This window comes from Microlunatus endophyticus, assembly GCF_014646195.1.
Classification (GTDB): domain Bacteria; phylum Actinomycetota; class Actinomycetes; order Propionibacteriales; family Propionibacteriaceae; genus Microlunatus; species Microlunatus endophyticus.
Genome location: NZ_BMMZ01000018.1, coordinates 1 through 19,342, shown reverse-complemented (window position 1 = coordinate 19,342; position 19,342 = coordinate 1). Strand labels below are relative to the sequence as shown.

Genomic DNA, 19,342 nt, shown 5'->3' with positions numbered 1-19,342 from the left:
GGCTGAGTGGAGAGCAGATGAGACGCCCGAAGTTGATCGTCTCCGACCTGGACGGCACGTTCCTGTCGCCCGACGGGTCGGTCAGTGACCGGAATCTGGCCGCGGTCGCGGCCGCGGAAAGTGCCGGCATCCCGGTGGTGTTCGCTACCGGCCGGCCGATCCGGCTGCTGGGACCCGTACGAGGTCTGCGCCGCACGCAGGCGACGGTGATCGCCAGCAACGGGGCGATGCTGTACGACCTGGGCGGGGACTCGGTCCTTTCGGTGTCCGCCATCCCGTCAGGCGTCGCCGCCGAAGCCTTCGCCGACCTGCGCGCGGCCGTCGAGGACGTGGCGTTCGGCGTGGATACCGGGATCCGGGCCGGTTATGAGCCGGCCTATCTGTCCTACAACGGCACCACCTTCAACATCCGCGACGATCCGCAGCGTTACGTCGGCGACCTGACCGAGCTGGTCGCCGGCGGAGAATTCGTCAAGCTGCTGGTGCTGCAGGAGTCCGGCGATGCCGACGCCCTGACCGACGCCGTCCGCACGGTGCTGGGCGACAGGCTCGCTGCGACCCATTCCTCGACCGACCGGCCTCTGGTCGAGGTGGCGGCAGCCGGCGTCAGCAAGGCCGCGACCCTGGCCGTGCTCTGCGAACGGCTCGGCGTGGCACCGGACGAGGTGGCCGCCTTCGGCGACATGCCGAATGATCTGGAGATGCTGAGCTGGGTCGGCCGGCCCTATGTGATGGCGGACGCGCACCCCGACCTGCTGGCACTCGAGGGCGCCGAAGTGATCGGCAGCAACGCCGAGTCGGCGGTCGGAGCGATGATCGAGACTCTGGTGGCTTGATCCGGTAATTCGGGTTTCGGGGTCATATCCAAAGCCGCGACGAGTAGGGTTCGGGTCGCGATGGAGGTTGCAGGCGAAGACCCGGGCAGGGCTCCGGCCGGAGTTGCGGCGATGAATCCGGGCGTCCGCGTGGCGCGCGGCATCGCCGTCTGCCTGCTGCCCGGCCTGGTCGCGATCTTCGTCGCGGGCACCAGTTTCGGGGCTCCGCTGGTGCCCTGGAAACCAGGGATCGTCGATCTCGACGTCTATCTGAAGGCCGCCCGGGCGCTGCTGGCCGGCACCGATCCGTACAACCTCGGCACCTCGCTGCCGTTCCTCTATCCCCCGTTCGCCGCCATCCTGGCCGTGCCGCTGACCTGGCTGCCGCATACCGCGCTGCAGATGGGCTGGGCGGTGGCGGTCTCCCTGACCGTGATCGCGATCCTGCACCGGCTCGGCTTGCAGGGCTGGCGGCTCAGCCTGATCAGCGCGGCTGCCGTACGGGTGGTCGAGCCGATCAACCAGACCGTCGCGTTCGGCCAGCTGGGCGCCTTCCTGGTAGCCCTGGTGCTGCTCGACCTGGTCCCCGGGCCCCGGCTGGTGCCGACACCGCGGTTCCTGCTCCGCTGGGGTGGGCGCTGGCTGCCGGAGGGCCTGCTGGTCGGGCTGGCAGCCGCGATCAAGCTCACGCCCGGGCTGTTCTTCGTCTACCTGCTGGCGATCCGCCGATTCCGGGCGGCCGCGGTCGCCATCGCGACCATGATCATCACTGCCGTCATCGCCCTGCTGATCGCACCGCGGGCGTCGGTGACGTTCTGGGTCCGGCTGGCCCATGGCAACTCCGGGCTGGGCAGCAGCATCATCTACGAGATCAACCAGTCAATCCTCGGCGCCAGCACCCGGATCCTCGGCTACGACACGATCGGCAACGGGCTCGGACTCGGGCTGTCGGCCCTGGCCGCGGTGCTCGGCGTTGCGGTCGCCCTCGCCTGGCATCGTCGCGGTGACGAGGCTGCCGCAGTGTCGTTGTGCGGCCTGGCGACGCTGCTGGCCTCCCCGGTGTCCTGGTCGCACCATTTCGTCTGGGTCGCCCCCCTCGGAATGTTGTACGCGACCCGTGGGGCGTGGCCGACCTGGTACCGGATCCTCGGCTGGCTGTTCGTCGGCTGGGTGGTGACCGCACCGTACAAATTCCTCAAGAGCGGCCACGACATCGAGAAGACCTATCTGTGGTGGCAGAATCTGATCGCCGCGGTCACTCCGGGGCTGGGTCTGGTGCTGCTGGTCGCGTCGCTGCTGGTGCTGCGCGGCAGCCGGCCTGCTTCGCCGGTGAGTCCGGCCGATCTGGAACGCAAGGAGTTGACACCTGCCACGTGACGATCGTGAGGATTGTCATCGGCAGCCGGTATTCCGCCGCCCCAGACTGAACGGGTGCGTACCGCATTCCGTCCGGTGATCATGCTCGCCCTGCTCTCCGGCTTCATCGCTGAATTCCTGCTCGGCGACCAATACCTGTCCGGCTTCGAGCCGGCCGCCGAACAGGTTGCCTCGTTCATCCTGTTCGTTGCCTTTTACGGCATGGCCGCCGTGCTGATCCACGAACTGGCCCGCCGGCTGCGGTTGGGCTGGACCGGGATTCTGCTGCTGGCACTGGGATACGGGATCTTCGAGGAGGGTCTGATCACCCAGAGCCTGTTCAATCCGCACTATCTCGGGCTCAGCCTGATCCAGCCCGGCTACGTGCCGATGCTGGGCATCGGCGCACCCTGGACGATCTTCGTGATCAGCCTGCACGTGGTCTGGAGCATCTCCGCGCCGATCGCGATCACCGAGGCCTGGTACGGTCGTGATGATCCGGAACACGTCGTCCGCCCCTGGCTCGGCAGGGTGGGCATCGTCGTCTGCCTGGTGATCTTCGTACTCGCCGCGGCCGCGACGGCAGCCTTCAGCATCGCCAGTGATCCGCATCGGTTCGTCGCACCGCCGGCGCGGTTGATCATCACTGCACTTGCCGTGGGTACTGCGGTCGTACTGGCCGTACGGCTGCGTGGCCGGCAGCCGCCCCCGGTGCAGCCGACCGTTCGGGCGACCGTGATCTCGGCCGCCCTGGTGGTTGTGGCCGCCGGCCTCTTCGAGTCGACCGACAAACTGAGCGGACTCTCGCCATGGCTCCGGACGGCGATCGTGGCGGCGCTGTGGCTCGTGATGCTGGTGATCCTCTCCGGCTGGAGCCGACGTGGCAGCACCGTAGTCCCTCCCGGCCCGGCACCCTTCGGGCTGGCTGCCGGTGCAGTGATCACCTACTGCTGGGTCGGCCTGGTCTCGGCCGTCAGCGCCGGACCGGCGGGGATCGCCGAGCAGTCCGTGCTGGTGATCATCGCGCTCGCGATCGTGGCGTGGACGGCGCGGCGTTCACTGCAGAGCAGCGCGCCGCGATCCCGTCCAGCACAATCTCCAGCCCTGTCGTGAAGGCGGCATCCGGATCCGGGAACTGATCATGGTCGTCCGGGAGCGCGCCGGCGCGGCGAAGCTGATCATGGGCCTGCACCTCGGCCGCATGGCCGAGCACGAAATGGGTCAGTGTCGCCGCGGCCGCGGCGGCGTCGTGATCTCCCAGCCCGGCCTGCTGGATGATCTTGGTCATTCGCTCCAGTGGCTGGCCGGATCCGGGCCGCAGCGCGTAACCGGCGGCCACCAGCTCGGCGCCGTCGCGGTGGGCCAGTAGTGCCGAGCGCAGCCGGGTGCTCACCATCTGAAGCTCCGGGCGCCATCCGGTCTCCCCCATGAACCTGTCCGGCTCGGTGAACCGGTCCGAGCCGGTGATCTGATCGGCCATTGCAGCGAGCAGCGTCTGCTTGTTGGCGAAATGCCAGTAGAGCCCGCCGGGCTGGATACCGAGCTCGGCGGCAAGCCGGCGCATGGTGAGGTCGGCCAGTCCGTAGCGGTCCAGGATCGCGAAGGCACCCTTCAGCACCGACTCCCGGGACAATCGCATGGCTTGACCGTAGCGCAGTTCCGCAGCTAACTTGAACAACGTTCATGTTGAACACTGTTCAAGTCAGTGCGTTGACGTCAGGAGGCAGGGTTGGCTATCGGGCCCGTCGTGCTGTCCGCTGTTTCGGTCGTACGCGACGAGCGGACCGTGCTCGCCGACATCGACCTGACCTTGGATGACCGGCGGATCGCGATCATCGGGCTCAACGGCTCCGGCAAGAGCACGCTGGTCCGGCTGCTGAACGGATTGCTGCTGCCGACCTCGGGCGAGGTCCGGGTCGGCGAGCTGGTCACCGGCCGCGACGACAAGCGGATCCGCCGGCTGGTCGGCTTCGTGTTCCAGAATCCGGAGAACCAGATCGTGATGCCGATCGTCGCCGACGATCTTCGGTTCGGCGCGCGCAATCTCGGCCTCGCCCGCGCCGAGACCGAGGCCCGGATCGCGGCCGTGCTGGCCGGGCTCGGACTGGGACGACTGGCCGACCGCGAGTCCCACTCTCTCAGCGGCGGCGAGAAGCAGCTGGTCGCGCTGGCCGCAGTGCTGGTGATGCAGCCGGAGTTGATCATCTTCGACGAGCCGACGACGATGCTCGATCTGGTCAACCGCCGACGGCTGCAGCAGGCGATCGACGGGCTGGAGCAGCGGGCCGTCCTGGTCACCCATGATCTGGAGCTGGCCGCCCGCTATCAGCGGGTGATCGTGCTGCACGACGGACGGGTGATCAAGGATTCCGGTCCGGATGAGGCGATCGCGTCCTACCGCGACCTGTGTGATCAGGTGGTCCGGCGGTGAGCCGGATTCCCGCCGGGATCAAGATCGGCGTGCTGTTCTGCGCCGGGATCGGGCTGTATCTGATTACCGCCTGGGCGGTGCTGGCGGGACTGCTGGCGTTGGCCGTCGCGTTGCTGCTGTGGATGCGGGAACCCGCACGACGGTTGGCACGCCCGGTCGGCGGCCTGTTGATCATCATCACCGTGGTGGTGATCATGACCGGACTGACGATCGGCTGGCAGCCCGGCGTGATCGCCGGACTGCGGCTGACCACACTCTGCCTGCTGGCGTACGCGATCACGCTGAGCACGCCGTTCGCCCAGTTCCTCGAGCTGTTCGAACGGGTCCTCGCCCCGACCGCCAGGATCGGGTTGAATCCGGCGCGGATCAGCCTGGCGCTGTCCCTGACGGTGCGCTTCATCCCCACCCTGCGGGCGACCTATGACCAGATCCGAGAGGCGCAGTACGCCCGCGGGCTGCACCGCAGCCCGCTCGCGCTGCTGGTGCCGTTGATCATCCGTGCCCTGCAATCGGCCGAACAGATCTCCGAGGCCATCGATGCCCGAGCCTACGACACCACCCCGAACCGAGGAGCGAAGTGACCGCCACCAGCGTCGAACGAGCCAGCAGCACCCGCAACACCGTCCTGATCGCGGTGTTCGCCGCGCTCATCGCCGCGATGGGGCTGATACCACCGATCACGCTCGGGATCATCCCGGTGCCGATCACCCTGCAGACCCTCGGCGTGATGGTGGCAGGCGCACTCCTCGGCCCGGTGCGCGGGATGTTGTCCGCCGTGATCGTCGTCGTGCTGTCACTGCTGGGGCTGCCGATCCTGTCCGGCGGCCGGGGCGGCCTCGGCGTGCTGGTCGGGCCGACCGGCGGTTACCTGATCGGCTGGATCCCGGGCGCGCTGGTGACCGGGCTGATCGTGAAGTACTGGGCCATCCGCAGGTCCAGCCCGGCGATGCGGTACGTCGCCGTCACGGTGGCGGCGATCGTCGGTGGCATCGTGGTCATCTACGCGATCGGCGTGCCGTGGACGAGTGTGGTCTCCGGGTTGCCGCTGCGCACATCCGCGATCGGGTCGCTGACCTTCGTGCCCGGGGATCTGATCAAGGCCGTGATCACCGCGATCGTTGCCGTCACGGTCCATCGCAGCTATCGGGGTCTGCTCCGTTGATCTGACAGACGCGGCTGACAGGATGGGCACGTGCGCGACGTCAGCGATCTCGAAGACCTCCGCGATCTCACTGACGGGGATCTGCTCTGCGAGTGGACCGCACAGGGATTCGCCAAGCGACCGGGCGGCACGGCGAGAGCCTGGACGACCGACGACGGTGCCGCGGTGGCGGTGGCCTGCCCGCGGCTGGCGACCAAGGACCGGGTTGCCGTCCACGGCTCGGTGGCCGCGGCCGCCGGCCTGATCGGCCTGGTGCTGGACGAGGTCGGCGACAGCTTCCGTCCGATCGGTGACCCGGCCCTGATCCGCAAGCTCACCGCGATGGTCGAGCTCTCCAACGGCAGTGGCCTGGAGATCGGCACGCCGTTCGGCTGGATGGACCGGCGCGATCCTCTTGATCACACGTCCAGCGGCGCCCGGTGGCTCGGCGCCGAGCACATCCCTGAGATCGACGAACTGCTGGACCGTGCCCATGCGGACAGTGACGCGCGGCCGTCGGATCCCGATGTCGAGTCCTGGGCGGGGGTCCGGGATGGTCAAGGCCGGCTGGTCGCCACGGCGGGACTCGGCTGGTCCGCGCCGACGATCGGCTATCTGGTCGGTGTCGCGGTCGATCCCGGATCGCGCGGCCGGGGACTCGGTGAGCAGGTCTGCCGGCTGGTCGCGGGCGCCGCGATCACCGAGCGCGGCGCGGTCGGCCTGATGGTCGACGAGGACAACAGCGGTGCACGGCGGCTGTATGCCAAGCTCGGTCTGGACTACCGCCCGGTGCTGGCCGCGCAAGTCAGGAGCGGGCGTGTCACGGGCGGGATTGGGGCAGCTTGACCGCGCCTTTGCGGGTCAGCGGATTCGACGGCGGCGGCACCACCGGCCCGATGTCGCCGTCCGGAGCCTCGTCGAGATCCACGATCACCGGGGCGTGATCACTCGGGCCGGTGCCCTTGCGGGCCTGGCGATCCACCCAGGCGGCCTTGACCCGCTCCGCAACCGGGTCGCCGGCGAGCACCAGATCGATCCGCATGCCGAGATCGCGGTGGAACATGCCGGCACGGTAGTCCCAGTAGCTGAAGATCCGCTCGTCCGGCCAGTGATCGCGGACGACGTCGTGCAGGCCGACGTCGAGCAGTCGCTGCAACGCCTCGCGCTCGGGCCCGGTGACGTGGGTCTGGCCGACGTAGGCGGCCGGATCGTAGACGTCGGCATCGGCCGGAGCGATATTCATGTCGCCGCACACCACGACCTCGCGCGGTCCGGCGGCCACCTGGTCGCGCAGTTTCTCCAGCCAGGCCAGCTTGTAGCGGTAGTGGTCCGAATCGGGCACCCGGCCGTTGGGGACGTACAGCGAATGCACCCGAACGCCGGCACAGGTCGCCGACACCGCCCGCGCCTCAGGATCGGGGAATCCGGGGCCGTCCGGGATTCCGGTCGTCACATCCTCCAGCCCGACCCGGGACAGGATCGCCACGCCGTTCCACTGCGCCTCGCCGTGCACCGCCGGCTGGTAGCCGCGTTGATCGATCTCGGCCCCGAGCAATCCCGCGAAACCAAGATCGTCGAGTTTCAGCTCCTGCAGGCAGACCACGTCGGGACCGCGTTCGTCCAGCCAGGGCAGGAACCGAGGCATGCGTTGCTTGATGGAATTGACGTTCCAGGTCGCAATCCTCACGGGCGCCATGGTAGACCGTAGGGTCGTGAGCCGGAGCCGTCCCAACGTCCTGCTGATCTGCACCGATCAGCAACGCTTCGACGCGCTCGGTGCGTCCGGGAACGCCGAGATCGACACCCCGCACCTTGATCAGTTGGCGGCCGACGGAGCGATCTTCACCAATTGCTACGTTCAGGCTCCGGTCTGCGCACCCTCGCGGGCGAGCCTGATGACCGGCCAGTACCTGCACAACCACGGCCTGTACGCGAATGGGGTCCAACTGCCCGGATCGGCCCGACTGCTGCCGACGGCGCTGGCCGAGGCGGGCTACGACTGCGGACTGGTCGGCAAATGGCATCTGGACGCCTGTTTCGGCGACCGGACCGAGGAGAAACCGCCCGGCTTCCGGGTCTGGCAGTGGGCCCACGACCCGTATCCGGGGAGCTCGGAGAACGCGTACCACCGCTGGTTGGAACTCACCCATCCCGAGATCGCCGTCGGGGCAGAGATCGGGACAAGGATCGACGAGGTGCCGACCGAGGCGCACTACTCGCACTGGGTCGGCGAGGAGACCGTCCGCTACCTGAGTGCGTCCCGGCCTATCGATCGGCCGTTCTTCTTCATCGCCAACTTCTTCGACCCGCACCATTCCTTCGGCGCTCCGAAGGAGTACGTCGACCGCTACCGGGCCGACCAGCTGTCCGGGCCGAACACGGTGCCCGGTGAACTGGACGGCAAGCCGCCGATCTTCGCCGAGGCGAGCCGGGCGTCGTATGCCGGTCATGCCCCTGGCTACCTGGACTACAGCTCCGAGGAGTTGCAGCAGATCAAAGCGGACTACTACGCGATGGTCAGCCTGGTTGACGACGAGGTAAGCAGGATCCTGACAACCCTCGACGAGCAGGGGCTGGCCGAGGACACCGTGGTGATCTTCACCTCCGACCACGGCGAGATGCTCGGTGATCACCAGTTGATGCTCAAGGGCCCGATGATGTACGACTGCGCGATCAGGGTGCCGTTGTTGATCAAGTGGCCGGGCCGCATCCCGGCCGGCACCCGGATCGACGAGCTCGTCGAGTGGATCGACCTGACCGCGACGATCACCGAGCTGACCGGAGTGCCGCTCCCTCGCTGCCAGGGCAGGTCGCTGCTCGGCCTGGCGACCGGCCGGACGACCGATCACCGGGGCTGGGCGCTGTGCGAGTATCGCGACAGCGGACATCCCTACGACCCGCCGGTGCATACGACGATGCTCCGTTCTGGTGACACCAAGATCGTCGTGTATCACGGGCCGCCGACCAGCGATCGCGGACGGACCGGGGAGTTGTACGACCTGGCCACCGATCCCGGCGAGCTGATCAACCTCTGGGACCGCAGTGATCATGTCGGCCACCGGCAGCAGATGACCGAACTGCTGCTCGATGTCCTGATCGCGACCGAGGACCGAACACAGGAACGAAAGGCCTTCTGGTGAACAGTCGTCCGAACGTCGTGCTGATCATGGCCGACGACATGGGCTATTCCGATATCGGCTGTTACGGATCGGAGATCCGGACTCCCAACCTGGACGCGTTGGCGGCCGGTGGCGTACGGATGTCGCAGTTCTACAACACCGCCCGGTGCTCACCGGCCCGGGCGTCGCTGCTCACCGGGCTGCATCCGCACCAGACCGGGATCGGCATCCTGACCGACGACGACGGCCCGGTCGGCTATCCGGGCACGATCAACAACCGCTGCGTCACCATCGCCGAGGTGTTGCGCGATCATGGCTATGCCACCGCGATGCGCGGCAAGTGGCACCTGACCGGTCAGGTGCACGAACCCAACCACGCCTGGCCGACCCGGCGTGGGTTCGACGACTTCTACGGGATCCTCACCGGCGCCTCCAGCTACTTCGACCCGAGCACACTGCATCGCGGCGAGGCGCCGGAGCCGTTCACCGAGGACCGGTATTTCACGACCGTCCTCGGCCAGGAGGCGGCGGCGTTCATCGACGGCCAGAGCGTTGATCAGCCGTTCTTCCTGTATCTGCCCTTCACGGCACCCCACTGGCCCCTGCACGCGCCGCAGGACGTGGTCGACAGCTATCGCGGCGTCTTCGACGCCGGTTGGGACGAGTTGCGCGCGCGGCGCTACCGGCGGCTGGTCGAGTCGGGCCTGATCAGCGGCGAATGGGCACTGAGTGATCGCGACGACGAGGTGGTCGCCTGGGCCGATGCCGGTGATCATGACTGGCAGGCGCGGCGGATGGAGGTCTACGCGGCCCAGGTCGAGCTGCTGGACGCGGCGATCGGCGAGGTCGTGCAGGCCCTGCGGCGGACGGGACGGCTGGACAACACCCTGATCATGTTCCTGTCCGACAACGGCGGTTGTTCCGAGGAGATGCCGCCGGGCTGGGTCGATGATCTTCCCAGCGTGCCGGTGCACATGGTGGCGACGACCCGCGACGGCGGGCCGATCAAACGCGGCAACGCGCCGGCGATCGTCCCGGGTGGCCCGGAGACGTACAGCTCGTACGGCAAGCCGTGGGCGAATCTGTCCAACACCCCGTTCCGGGAGTACAAACACTGGGTGCACGAGGGCGGCATCGCGACCCCGTTCATCGCGCACTGGCCGGACGGCAGGCTGACGGCCGGGATCGACCACGATCCGCACCAGTTGCCGGACGTGCTCGCGACCGTGCTGGAGGCCACCGGCGCCGGCTACCCGGCGAGCTTCCCGGGACGGGACCTGCTGCCGCCCGAGGGCAGGTCGATGCTCGGTTCCTGGCGGGGAACGCCGACCGGTGATCACCGGCTGTTCTTCGAGCACGAAGGCAACGCCGCGATCCGGGACGGACGCTGGAAGCTGGTCCGCAAATTCGGTCGGGACTGGGAGCTCTACGACCTCGACCGGGACCGGACCGAGTTGCACGACCTCAGTGATCAGCAACCCGAGCGGGTGGCCGCCCTGGTCGCGCAATGGCAGGACTGGGCGGATCGCTGTGGCGTCCGGCCGCGTGGCCCGATCGTGGCGAGCTTCGATCCGCCGGATCCCAACGCTCTGGTGGTCGGCAGCTACCGGTCGAGCTGGGATCAGCGGTCGCAGCCGCCGTCCTTGTCCGGCCGCGAGTAGGGCCGGGCGAGGTCCTCGGTGCCCTTGTAGGCGTACGGATCCTCACCGGCGACCATGATGATGTCGCGGTAGTCGGCGATCCCCATGTGCTCACCCTGGCGCGGCGAGTGCCAAGGCAGCAACGACTCGGCACTCATGTAATGGTTGGTCAGCGCCCGCCGGTAACCGTGCTTGCCGGAATTCTGCAACGACCGGTGGAGCAGATAGCCGTTGAAGATCACCGCCGTGCCGGACGGGATCTCCACCGGGATCGAATCCTCGTCGGTGTACGGGAAGTCGTACGCCTCAGTGGTGCAGTCGAATCGCGGATCGTCCTGTTCGCGGGCCGGATAGATCACCCCACGCCGGTGCGAACCCGGCAACACCCACAGACATCCGTTCTCGATCGTCGAATCGTCCAAGGCGATCCAGACCGCGGTCAGCGACCGGTCCCGGGTCGGGATGAAGAACTCGTCCTGGTGCCAGGCCTGGCCCGGCTTGCCCTCGGACTTGATGAACAGCATCGACTGCATGGCCTTGACGTTCGGCCCGATCACCCTGGTCAGCGCATCGACGATCCGCGGCTCCTGCAACGCATCCAGGCTGGCCGGCGAGATCTTGTGCGGATAGTGGATGCACAGGTATTGCCGCAGCACCGCATCGTCATCGTCGCGGACGGCCTGGATCGCCTGCTCGCGGGCCAGGATCGCCTCGGCCGACGGGCCGCCGAATCTGATCTTGCCGAGGTCGCCCCGGCACAGCTTGAGCGCATCGGAGTTGATCTCCTGGACCTGCTCGGGCGTCAGCGCGTTGCGCAGGAGCGCGAACCCCTCGCGGTGGAAGTGCTCGACGAAGCCGGCATCGGCCCGGTCGAAGAAGGTGAGTTGCGACGGTGCAGTCTCGATCATGGTTCTACGGTGCCAGCGGGAGCCGCCGCGCGGCAATGGACCAGGCTCACAAATCGATATCTGATCCTGACATGCAGGATGGCGGGCGACGATGACGGGCCCGGGTGTGCGCTCAAGTCTGGCCGTCCCCCCGAACAACCCCCGACACCGCGCACCAACCCCGGGCCCATGAATGATCATTCCACGAATGGGCCGCCTTCGTGGGCGAACGTAACGAATTTGGACAAATCCACAGATTCCCGCATGTTCCGTTACAAGACTCAGTACGTTTGTTCCATCGGGGAATGTTCCGACCCCCGATTGACGAGACATGGCAGGGCTTCCCCCTCATGGTTACCGTCTCGTCACCGCGTCCCGCCCGGTCGTCGATCCAGACCCCCCGACTGCGATCCGACCGGGCGGGAACACGGGACCTCCCAGAGCACCGAGTCGACTGTTGTGGGGCGGGTGGGGCTCGAACCCACGACCCAGGGATTATGAGTCCCCTGCTCTGACCGGCTGAGCTACCGCCCCGGAACGGGCTGAGTCTAGCCGGACCGTTACGTTGGTCGGGTGAGCCAGTGACGATCGGAGGACAGTGATGGAATACCGGCAACTCGGCAGATCAGGACTGCGGGTCTCGACGCTCACCCTGGGCACGATGACCTTCGGGCAGGGCGAGACTTCGGCGATCGGCACCGTCGACGAAGCAGGCGTACGCCGCCAGCTCGACATCGCCCTGGATGCGGGCGTCAACCTGATCGACACCGCCAACATGTACAGCATCGGCGCCTCGGAGACCCTGGTCGGCAAGGCGATCAAGGGCCGCCGGGACGATCTGCTGCTGTCCACCAAGGTGCGCTTCCCGATGTCGTCCGGCGTCAACGATGCGGGCCTGTCCCGACATCACATCCTGGAGCAGATCGAGGCCAGCCTGACCAGGCTCGGCACCGATCATGTCGACATCTATCACGTCCACGAGTGGGACGGGCAGACGCCGATGGAGGAATACCTCGAGACCCTGGACACCCTCGTCAAGTCCGGCAAGGTCCGCTACCTCGGCGTGTCCAACTTCTCCGGCTGGCAGTTGATGAAGGCGCTCTCCGTCTCCGACGCCCACAACTGGCAGCGATTCGTCTCCAACCAGATCTACTACTCGCTCGAGGGCCGCGATGCCGAGTACGAGCTGATCCCGCTGTCGGTCGACCAGGGTTTGGGCGTCATGGCCTGGGCGCCGCTGGCGGGTGGACTGCTGACCGGCAAGTACCGTCGCGATCTCCAGCCGGAGGAGGGCCGACAGCTGAAGGACTGGGGTGAACCACCGGTCCGCAACCCGGAGAAGCTCTGGGACACCGTCGAGTTGTTGATCAAGATCGCCGACGGCCACAGCGCCTCACCGGCCCAGGTCGCACTGGCCTACCTCTTCAACAAGACCGGCATCACCACCCTGGTGATCGGCGCTCGCCGCGAGGAGCAGTTGATCGACAATCTCGGCGCGGTCGACGTCGCGCTGACCGACGACGAGGTGGACGCCCTGGACGAGATCAGCGCACCGGAATTCATCTACCCGCACTGGCACCAGGCCAAGGCGGTCGGCGATCGGTTCAGCGCCGCAGATCTCGTTCTGCACGGACCGAAGCGGCCCGCCAAGTAGCACCAGCTGTTGAACTGACGGCGCCCTTGTTCCGTCTCCGGTAGTGACAGCGTCGACAAGCGACGCCCGAACTGCTCGGAGACGAAACATGGGTGTGCGGGGTGCGGCCGGAGCCGCGTTGATCATCTCGATGGTCGGATTGGCTGCGTGTTCTTCGGGCAGTGACACCAGTGCTGGCGGCGGGGCGGCCACGGGGTCAGCGGCCCCGCCGCCGTCAAGCGCCGCGAACTCCGCACCCGCGACGACCCCGTCCAGCGCATCCGCGTCGGGCAGCGATGCCCTGGCGACAGCGTCGTCGCCGTTGGGAACGATCTTGGTCGATGATCAGAAGATGACCGTCTACATCTACACCAAGGACACCCCGAATTCGGGCAAGAGCACCTGCACCGGCCAGTGCGCCACCGCCTGGCCCGAGGTGACCACCGACTCGACCTCGCCGATGGTCGACGGGATCACCGGGAAGGTCGGGACGATCAAGGGCGTCGACGGCAAGACCCAGCTCACGATCGACGGCTGGCCGCTCTACACCTTCGCCAGCGACTCCGGCCCTGGCGACGTCAACGGGCAAGGCGTCGGCGGTGTCTGGTGGGTCGTCGGCGCGGACGGCAAGAAGATCACCAAGGCCGCTCCGAGCAGTGGCAGCGACAACGGCGGTTACTGATCACGCTGCGAGGCTGATCACGCCACTGGGCGCAGCACACTCTTGTGGGCTGCAGCCTTCCAGACGGCGGCCGCGAAGTCTCCCCTGCCGAGATCGAACGTCCCGGCGGAGGTAGTGATCAGGACCCGACCGAAACTTGTTCTCCACACATATCGGCCGGGCTCGGGTTGTCGCTCGGAAATCCTTCCGTGGGTGCGAAACCGGTGCTCCCTGCGCCCCAGCGGACCAAGATCATCCGGTTCGGTACTCCCACCGCGGGCGTACGGGATCGTGTGATCAAGATCCTTGTCGCGGCGCAGATTCGTGGAATACGGGAAGACGCTGGCGGGAGAGCGCAGGTGCATGATCTCGCGCATCGAGTCCGGGATCTCGTAGGCGTCCACCGGGATGCTCCGGGCCGGATCGATCACCGGCTTGACGGTGATCCTAGAGCCGGTCCCGAGCCAGGTCCGCAACTGCTCGAGCAGCACCGGGCCGAGCTGCTCGGCACGCGCGATCGTTGAGCCGCCGGCGAGCCAGTCGCGTTCGGAGAGATGGAAGTAGAGCGTCGCCGGTGACAGCAGCCGAGCTGGGTCGACGGCCCTCAGGAAGGCGGTCAGCGCGTCCTGCCTGCGTCGCTCTGCGGCGGGATCCGGTTCGAGGGCGGGATCCGGCTCGCTGGTGGCGTGACCCGTAGGCGTGGCCTCTGACCGCGACAGGTCCGGAACGGGCTCGTACGGTGGGAGGTCGTCGGCATCGGCCGGGCGTGCTTCGGGCTCGGCGCAATCCTCAGGCGGTTCCTGATCACGGTTGACCGGACAGTCGACGGCGTTGAACGACGCGGGATGCGGCTCGTACGCGGCGACATACTCGTCGAACAGGTCAGGCTGGACGCTCTCGATCAGGATTTTCGAAGCCAGCAAGGGATTGCGCAACACTCCGAGGGCAACCGCCCGCCACTCCTCCTTGGTCCTGGCGTTGCGGTAGGCCACACCCGGAACGGGCTCGGGCGATTTCACCAGGATGTCGGCAATGCGGTCGATGGTGGCGTCCAGGCCGATCGCATCGGGGGCGTCCAACCTGGCATAGATGGACTTGATGCCGTGCTCGGTCGACTCGGAGGTCTTGACGAAACGGTCCCGGGCTGCGGCCTGGGCCTGCTCGGCAATCCGGTCGGCATCGACCCGCAGGATTGCGGCATCCAGCAGGGTCTCGAACCGACCGCGCGGCACCGCAAGGATCTTCTCCGCGAGCATCCGATCGACGGCATTCGCCTGTGACAGTGAGAGTCCGCGGGTCTTGCGGGCGACGGATCGGGCGGTCGGGCCGGGTGCCTCGCCGCGCAGCACCAGCTGCCACAGGCCGGGAAAGCGATGGCGCAGGTCCAGCGCATCGGCCATCAGACTGCGGGCACCGAAAATGCTCTGGCCGATCTCCGGCGCCAGCTCGTCGGGAGCGAACTCGGCGACCATCGGCGTCCCGGCGCCGCCGAGCTGAACTGCCCGCTCCCCTACCAGCGCGAGCCTGCGATCCTCTGGCGCGGAAAGCTTCTCCGGTGGATACAGGCTCGCGAAGTGCGCGGCCAAGATCAACTGCCGGTCCTGGGCCCAATACTCCTCCCCGATGCACGCGGACAGCAGCGCGGAGGTCTCCGCGGCGTCCATGTCATACACCGGCGTTTCGAACATGTCTTCATTTTAGTGGCGACCACCGACATTTCGGCCCGACCGGTGTTGTCCGTTCGGCGCAGGTGTTGTCCGTTCTTGATCACCGCTAGTGTCGCGACGCTAGATTCGGCACCTGTGACCGAACCCAGCCGCCGGATCTCATACGACACCGCTCGCACCAGGGCCGCCGATAACGGGTGGCGGGAGAAGGTGCTCGCCTACGTCACCCGGCGACCGGACGAGCTCCTTGTCTTCGCCCATACCGAGGAGTATCCGGACGCCGGAATCCAGGTCCCGGCCGGCGGGGTCGAGCCCGGCGAGGATCCTGGGCAGGCAGTGATTCGCGAGACGTACGAGGAGTCCGGGCTCCGTCTGTCTGCCCCCGTGTATCTCGGATCGTTCGAATGGCTCACCGAAACTCCGACCCGGATCCGGCACTTCTACTGGCTGCAGGCGCCGACCGGCACACCGGATCGGTGGGAGCATCGGGTCAGCGCCGGCGAACTGGATGAGGGAATGATCTTCAAGTACACCTTCGCACCAAGGTCGGGCCCGGGTCTGATCACCGACTACGGTTTCGACTCCGCTCTGGATGATCTTGATCGGCTACTGCGCGGCTAGCTGATCGGCCAGCGCACCCAGCCAGGCGGCGACACCACGCGGACCGGCAGCGACCAGATCGGCGTGGATCGTCAGCGCGTCCTCTTCATGCGAGGCGGAGCAGATCAAGAGCCCGGGGGTGCCGTGCTCGCGAAGATCGCGTACGGCATCGAAGGCCGGCAGATCACCAAGATCATCGCCGATGAAGATCACCTGGCGGGCACCGGTCTCGGCGACGATGTGACGGACGGCGTCGCCCTTGTCGCTGCCATCGGCACGGATCTCCAGGACGAACTTGCCGGGCTCGAGCTTCAACTGATGCCGACGGGCAAGATCGTCAAGCGCCGGCCGCAAGGCGTCGAAGGCCTCTCCCGGATCCGGCAGTTCCCGAGTATGAACGCCGATCGCCCGGCCCTTGTGCTCGATCCTGGCCCCGGACAGCCCGAGTCCGGCCAGCAGACCCGGCAACTCGGCCTCCACCTCGCTGATCGCCTCCGGCTCCGGCTCGGCACCGAAACGATCGCCGTGGGCATCCCAGCGTTCGGCGCCGTACTGGCCGAGGACGACCATCCGGTCCAGTCCGGCATGCCGGTCGAAACCCCCGAGGCGTACGGCGGTCCGGGCCGGCCTGCCGGTGATCACGACAATCCCCAGCACAAGATCACCGAGCCTGGCCAGGGCATCGACTGCGTCCGGATCGGCGTGGGCATGCTCCGGGTCCGCGACGATCGGAGCGATGGTGCCGTCGAAGTCGAGGGTGATCAAGGTCCGGGCGGGATCGGAGATGATCGCTTGCAGCGCGTCACGACCTGCGTCGGTGAGGGTGTCACCGGTACCGACCAGGCTGCTGGGAAGCTCGTCGCTCACGCCGACAAGAGTGGCAGATGCCCGGGCCGGGTAACCAACCGCCACAAGGTAGGGTCGAATGCGCATCAACGAGGAGGACATCACATGGGCCCCGCGCCGCGGAGCAAGTCGACAAAACCGACCGAAGCGACCGACGCCAGCAGCCGTAACGGGAAGAAGTCGGCCACCGCCGCAGCGACGCGGAAGCATTCGGCCGGTCACCCCGCCTCCTTCGTCGTCGTCGCCAACCGACTGCCCGTGGATCGTGTCACCAATCCGGACGGGAGCAGCGATTGGCGTAGCTCCCCCGGCGGGCTGGTGACCGCTCTCGAACCGGTGCTCAAGTCCCAGGGCGGAGCGTGGATCGGCTGGACGGGCGCGGCGGACGAGGATCTCGATCCGTTCGACCACGACGGCATCGAGATCGTCCCGGTGGCCCTGTCCGGCCAGGAGATCCGCGAGTACTACGAAGGCTTCTCCAACGCCACCCTGTGGCCGCTCTACCACGACGTGGTGGCCCATCCGGAATTCCACCGCGAATGGTGGGACGCCTACCGCAAGGTCAACCGTCGCTTCGCCGAGCGCGCCGCCGAGGTCGCCGAGAACGGTGCGATCGTCTGGGTCCAGGACTACCAACTGCAGTTGGTGCCGGAGATCCTGCGCGAGCTGCGCCCGGATCTGCGGATCGGCTTCTTCCTGCACATCCCGTTCCCGCCCACAGAGCTCTTCCAGCAGTTGCCCTGGCGGCGGGAGATCATCGAGGGCCTGCTCGGCGCCGATCTGGTCGGCTTCCAGACCACCGGGGGCGCCCAGAACTTCTCCCGGCTGGTGCGCCAGCGTGCCCATCATCCGACCCAGCGCGGCAATATCGAGTTGCCCGACGGCCGGCGGGTGTTGACCCGGGCCTACCCGATCTCGATCCAGACCAGGGAGTTCTACGAACTGGCCAAGGATCCCAAGACCAAGGCCCGTGCGGAGGAGATCCGCCACGACGTCGGCGATCCCAAGCACCTGTTCCTCGGTGTCGATCGGCTCGACTACACCAAGGGCATCTACCAGCGATTGCGTGCCTTCGGTGAGTTGATCTCCGACGGCGCCCTGGATCCGGCGGAGGCCGTCTTCGTCCAGGTCGCGAACCCGTCCCGGGAACGCGTCGAGGAGTACAAGAAGCTCCGCGACGACATCGAACGCCTGGTCGGCCGGCTGAATGGCGAGATCGGCGGTCTGGGCCGGCCGGTGATCAACTACATGCACACCTCGTACGGCCGCGAGGACATGGCCGCGCTCTATCGTGCCGCCGACGTGATGGTGGTGACACCGCTGCGGGACGGGATGAACCTGGTCGCGAAGGAATACATCGCCTGCCGCCAGGACGACGACGGTGCGTTGATCCTGAGCGAGTTCGCCGGGGCGGCGCGCGAGTTGCGTCAGGCGTACATGATCAATCCGTACGACATCAACCAGATGAAGGAACGGATGCTCGAGGCGGCCACCGATTCCCCGCGCAACAAGGCGCGGCGGATGCGGATCCTGCGCCGCCAGGTCTTCGACCACGACATCGATCGATGGGCCGGCAACTTCCTGGACGATCTGAACCACTTCGCACGGTCGAAGTAGACGCCGATGGGACTCTTCTCAGGCCTGCGGCGAGGCTTGGACCGCTCCGTACGCAGCCGTTGGCATGCCTCGGCCCGGGCTGCCGGTCTCGAGCCCGGCAATCTGCTCGGCTGGGAACCGACCGCCGACGGCGGCTATTGCGTGGCTTCGGTCGGGCTGCTGTCGCTGGCCGGCACCACCGCAACGGACTGGTCCCATGTCGGCTGGCACCGGATCGAACGCGGCGGTTACGACAAGGACACCACGACCCTGCACTGGCAGTTGTACGCCGACGGGTCGGCCGATCCCGAGGTGGGCGAGGTCCGGCTGCAGGAGCCGGGCCGACTGCCGGATATCTTCCGGGACCGGGTCGCTGCCTCGATCGCCGTCGAGCACTTCATCGCTCTGGAGGGCTCACGGAAGGTCAGGAATGTCGACCCGGGCGTCATCATCAGCGGCCGGCGGGACCTGTCCCGGGCCGACGCCCCGATCGCGTGGCGGGCGTCGCTGCCCCGCGGTCTGGACTGGGACCTTCCCGGGTTGCGGGACCTCGCCGACACCTCGATCATCCGGCTCCGCAGCGAGTACGACCCCGACCACTGACTGCCGGCTGCAGAGTCGCCGCCGATTCGCGTTGGCCGCTGATCGGCTGCTAATGTTCATTCTCGCGCCACTGAACTTCAGACGCTGATCCTCGGTAGCTCAATTGGCAGAGCATGCGGCTGTTAACCGCAGGGTTACTGGTTCGAGTCCAGTCCGGGGAGCGCACCGATCGACCGCCCAGGCGGGAGATCATGCAGACGGCCCCATCGTCTAGCGGCCTAGGACATCGCCCTCTCACGGCGGTAACGCGGGTTCAAATCCCGCTGGGGTCACAATTGTGATGTCGCAAGACATCGGCATAGCCCGAACCCTCAGTTTGAGGGTTCGGGTTTTTGGTTTTTTGGGGG

The 19,342-nt window shown here is 67.2% G+C and carries 19 protein-coding genes and 3 tRNA genes; 16 read left to right on the top strand and 6 right to left on the bottom strand.

All coding sequences use genetic code 11. The features are described 5' to 3' along the window. The first annotated feature begins 17 nt into the window (after positions 1-17). Genes IEY07_RS22685 through IEY07_RS22675 form a run of 3 tightly spaced genes read left to right on the top strand, consistent with a single transcriptional unit; the run spans position 18 to position 3,284 of the window. Entirely contained in the window at positions 18-836 is an 819-nt protein-coding gene (locus tag IEY07_RS22685; RefSeq protein WP_188898210.1) for an HAD hydrolase family protein, read from the top strand. Between the two features lie 60 nt (positions 837-896). Then, entirely contained in the window at positions 897-2,192 is a 1,296-nt protein-coding gene (locus tag IEY07_RS22680; protein WP_188898208.1) for a glycosyltransferase 87 family protein, read from the top strand. Positions 2,193-2,246: 54 nt separating this feature from the next. After that, positions 2,247-3,284: a hypothetical protein gene (locus tag IEY07_RS22675; RefSeq protein WP_188898206.1), complete on the top strand. Its 1,038-nt coding sequence runs from the start codon at positions 2,247-2,249 to the stop codon at positions 3,282-3,284. Here the strand turns inward: IEY07_RS22675 and IEY07_RS22670 are convergent. Further along, positions 3,190-3,810 (bottom strand): TetR/AcrR family transcriptional regulator C-terminal domain-containing protein, encoded by a 621-nt coding sequence (locus IEY07_RS22670; protein ID WP_188898204.1) that lies wholly within the window; start codon positions 3,808-3,810, stop codon positions 3,190-3,192. The two genes, IEY07_RS22675 and IEY07_RS22670, sit on opposite strands and share 95 nt — an antisense overlap. Positions 3,811-3,900: 90 nt before the next feature. Here IEY07_RS22670 and IEY07_RS22665 point away from each other — a divergent pair, with 90 nt between their 5' ends. From IEY07_RS22665 to IEY07_RS22650, 4 genes are read left to right on the top strand one after another with little or no spacing between them, the layout of a single operon-like run. Beyond that, positions 3,901-4,602 (top strand): energy-coupling factor ABC transporter ATP-binding protein, encoded by a 702-nt coding sequence (locus tag IEY07_RS22665; RefSeq protein WP_188898202.1) that lies wholly within the window; start codon positions 3,901-3,903, stop codon positions 4,600-4,602. Beyond that, positions 4,599-5,183, top strand: a complete 585-nt coding sequence (locus tag IEY07_RS22660) for an energy-coupling factor transporter transmembrane component T family protein (RefSeq protein ID WP_188898200.1) — start codon at positions 4,599-4,601, stop codon at positions 5,181-5,183. Before IEY07_RS22665 ends, IEY07_RS22660 begins: the two co-directional genes overlap by 4 nt. Then, positions 5,180-5,764, top strand: coding sequence for a biotin transporter BioY (locus IEY07_RS22655; RefSeq protein ID WP_229670554.1), 585 nt, complete (start codon positions 5,180-5,182; stop codon positions 5,762-5,764). Before IEY07_RS22660 ends, IEY07_RS22655 begins: the two co-directional genes overlap by 4 nt. 30 nt (positions 5,765-5,794) lie before the next feature. Beyond that, on the top strand, positions 5,795-6,589 hold the full coding sequence (locus tag IEY07_RS22650; RefSeq protein WP_188898198.1) for a GNAT family N-acetyltransferase: 795 nt from the start codon (positions 5,795-5,797) through the stop codon (positions 6,587-6,589). On the opposite strand, the gene IEY07_RS22645 is transcribed toward IEY07_RS22650, so the two are convergent. Beyond that, positions 6,564-7,430, bottom strand: a complete 867-nt coding sequence (locus IEY07_RS22645; protein WP_229670552.1) for an exodeoxyribonuclease III — start codon at positions 7,428-7,430, stop codon at positions 6,564-6,566. The genes IEY07_RS22650 and IEY07_RS22645 overlap by 26 nt on opposite strands. A gap of 25 nt (positions 7,431-7,455) precedes the next feature. Between IEY07_RS22645 and IEY07_RS22640 the strand changes: the two genes are divergently transcribed. Both IEY07_RS22640 and IEY07_RS22635 read left to right on the top strand, forming a co-directional pair. Next, the gene (locus IEY07_RS22640) at positions 7,456-8,883 is read left to right on the top strand and encodes a sulfatase family protein (RefSeq protein WP_229670550.1); all 1,428 of its coding nucleotides are present in this window, start codon (positions 7,456-7,458) and stop codon (positions 8,881-8,883) included. Next, on the top strand, positions 8,880-10,523 hold the full coding sequence (locus IEY07_RS22635; protein ID WP_229670549.1) for an arylsulfatase: 1,644 nt from the start codon (positions 8,880-8,882) through the stop codon (positions 10,521-10,523). Before IEY07_RS22640 ends, IEY07_RS22635 begins: the two co-directional genes overlap by 4 nt. Here IEY07_RS22635 and IEY07_RS22630 read toward each other — a convergent pair. Together IEY07_RS22630 and IEY07_RS22625 are read right to left on the bottom strand one after the other, a co-directional pair. Next, a complete protein-coding gene (locus IEY07_RS22630; RefSeq protein WP_188898192.1) occupies positions 10,484-11,410 on the bottom strand; it encodes a phytanoyl-CoA dioxygenase family protein in 927 nt (308 codons plus the stop codon). The two genes, IEY07_RS22635 and IEY07_RS22630, sit on opposite strands and share 40 nt — an antisense overlap. A 439-nt stretch (positions 11,411-11,849) precedes the next feature. Continuing rightward, a tRNA-Ile gene (locus IEY07_RS22625) sits at positions 11,850-11,923 on the bottom strand. Positions 11,924-11,990: 67 nt separating this feature from the next. Here IEY07_RS22625 and IEY07_RS22620 point away from each other — a divergent pair. Both IEY07_RS22620 and IEY07_RS22615 read left to right on the top strand, forming a co-directional pair. Next, positions 11,991-13,043 (top strand): aldo/keto reductase, encoded by a 1,053-nt coding sequence (locus IEY07_RS22620; protein ID WP_188898190.1) that lies wholly within the window; start codon positions 11,991-11,993, stop codon positions 13,041-13,043. Between the two features lie 88 nt (positions 13,044-13,131). Beyond that, on the top strand, positions 13,132-13,704 hold the full coding sequence (locus IEY07_RS22615) for a COG4315 family predicted lipoprotein (protein WP_188898187.1): 573 nt from the start codon (positions 13,132-13,134) through the stop codon (positions 13,702-13,704). A 17-nt stretch (positions 13,705-13,721) separates the two neighbouring features. On the opposite strand, the gene IEY07_RS22610 is transcribed toward IEY07_RS22615, so the two are convergent. Further along, complete coding sequence (locus tag IEY07_RS22610; RefSeq protein ID WP_188898184.1) at positions 13,722-15,371, bottom strand: HNH endonuclease signature motif containing protein; 1,650 nt, start codon at positions 15,369-15,371, stop codon at positions 13,722-13,724. A gap of 114 nt (positions 15,372-15,485) precedes the next feature. Here IEY07_RS22610 and IEY07_RS22605 point away from each other — a divergent pair, with 114 nt between their 5' ends. After that, the gene (locus IEY07_RS22605; protein WP_188898182.1) at positions 15,486-15,971 is read left to right on the top strand and encodes an NUDIX hydrolase; all 486 of its coding nucleotides are present in this window, start codon (positions 15,486-15,488) and stop codon (positions 15,969-15,971) included. On the opposite strand, the gene otsB is transcribed toward IEY07_RS22605, so the two are convergent. Continuing rightward, positions 15,957-16,817: a trehalose-phosphatase gene (otsB, locus tag IEY07_RS22600; protein WP_229670548.1), complete on the bottom strand. Its 861-nt coding sequence runs from the start codon at positions 16,815-16,817 to the stop codon at positions 15,957-15,959. The two genes, IEY07_RS22605 and otsB, sit on opposite strands and share 15 nt — an antisense overlap. Positions 16,818-16,901: 84 nt before the next feature. Between otsB and IEY07_RS22595 the strand changes: the two genes are divergently transcribed. From IEY07_RS22595 to IEY07_RS22580, 4 genes are all read left to right on the top strand, one after another. Beyond that, positions 16,902-18,413 (top strand): alpha,alpha-trehalose-phosphate synthase (UDP-forming), encoded by a 1,512-nt coding sequence (locus tag IEY07_RS22595; protein WP_188898178.1) that lies wholly within the window; start codon positions 16,902-16,904, stop codon positions 18,411-18,413. 6 nt (positions 18,414-18,419) lie between these two features. Further along, positions 18,420-18,995, top strand: a complete 576-nt coding sequence (locus tag IEY07_RS22590; RefSeq protein WP_188898176.1) for a hypothetical protein — start codon at positions 18,420-18,422, stop codon at positions 18,993-18,995. Positions 18,996-19,083: 88 nt separating this feature from the next. Then, positions 19,084-19,156, top strand: a tRNA-Asn gene (locus IEY07_RS22585). Between the two features lie 38 nt (positions 19,157-19,194). Continuing rightward, a tRNA-Glu gene (locus IEY07_RS22580) sits at positions 19,195-19,267 on the top strand. Positions 19,268-19,342: the final 75 nt, after the last annotated feature.

Bases quoted from the DNA above. Each gene is read 5' to 3' on its own strand.
- IEY07_RS22680 (WP_188898208.1), top strand. From the start codon at position 897: ATGGAGGTTGCAGGCGAAGACCCGGGCAGGGCTCCGGCCGGAGTTGCG.
- IEY07_RS22620 (WP_188898190.1), top strand. From the start codon at position 11,991: ATGGAATACCGGCAACTCGGCAGATCAGGACTGCGGGTCTCGACGCTC.
- IEY07_RS22685 (WP_188898210.1), top strand. From the start codon at position 18: ATGAGACGCCCGAAGTTGATCGTCTCCGACCTGGACGGCACGTTCCTG.
- IEY07_RS22590 (WP_188898176.1), top strand. From the start codon at position 18,420: ATGGGACTCTTCTCAGGCCTGCGGCGAGGCTTGGACCGCTCCGTACGC.
- IEY07_RS22670 (WP_188898204.1), bottom strand. From the start codon at position 3,810: ATGCGATTGTCCCGGGAGTCGGTGCTGAAGGGTGCCTTCGCGATCCTG.
- IEY07_RS22630 (WP_188898192.1), bottom strand. From the start codon at position 11,410: ATGATCGAGACTGCACCGTCGCAACTCACCTTCTTCGACCGGGCCGAT.
- IEY07_RS22595 (WP_188898178.1), top strand. From the start codon at position 16,902: ATGGGCCCCGCGCCGCGGAGCAAGTCGACAAAACCGACCGAAGCGACC.
- IEY07_RS22610 (WP_188898184.1), bottom strand. From the start codon at position 15,371: ATGTTCGAAACGCCGGTGTATGACATGGACGCCGCGGAGACCTCCGCG.
- IEY07_RS22615 (WP_188898187.1), top strand. From the start codon at position 13,132: ATGGGTGTGCGGGGTGCGGCCGGAGCCGCGTTGATCATCTCGATGGTC.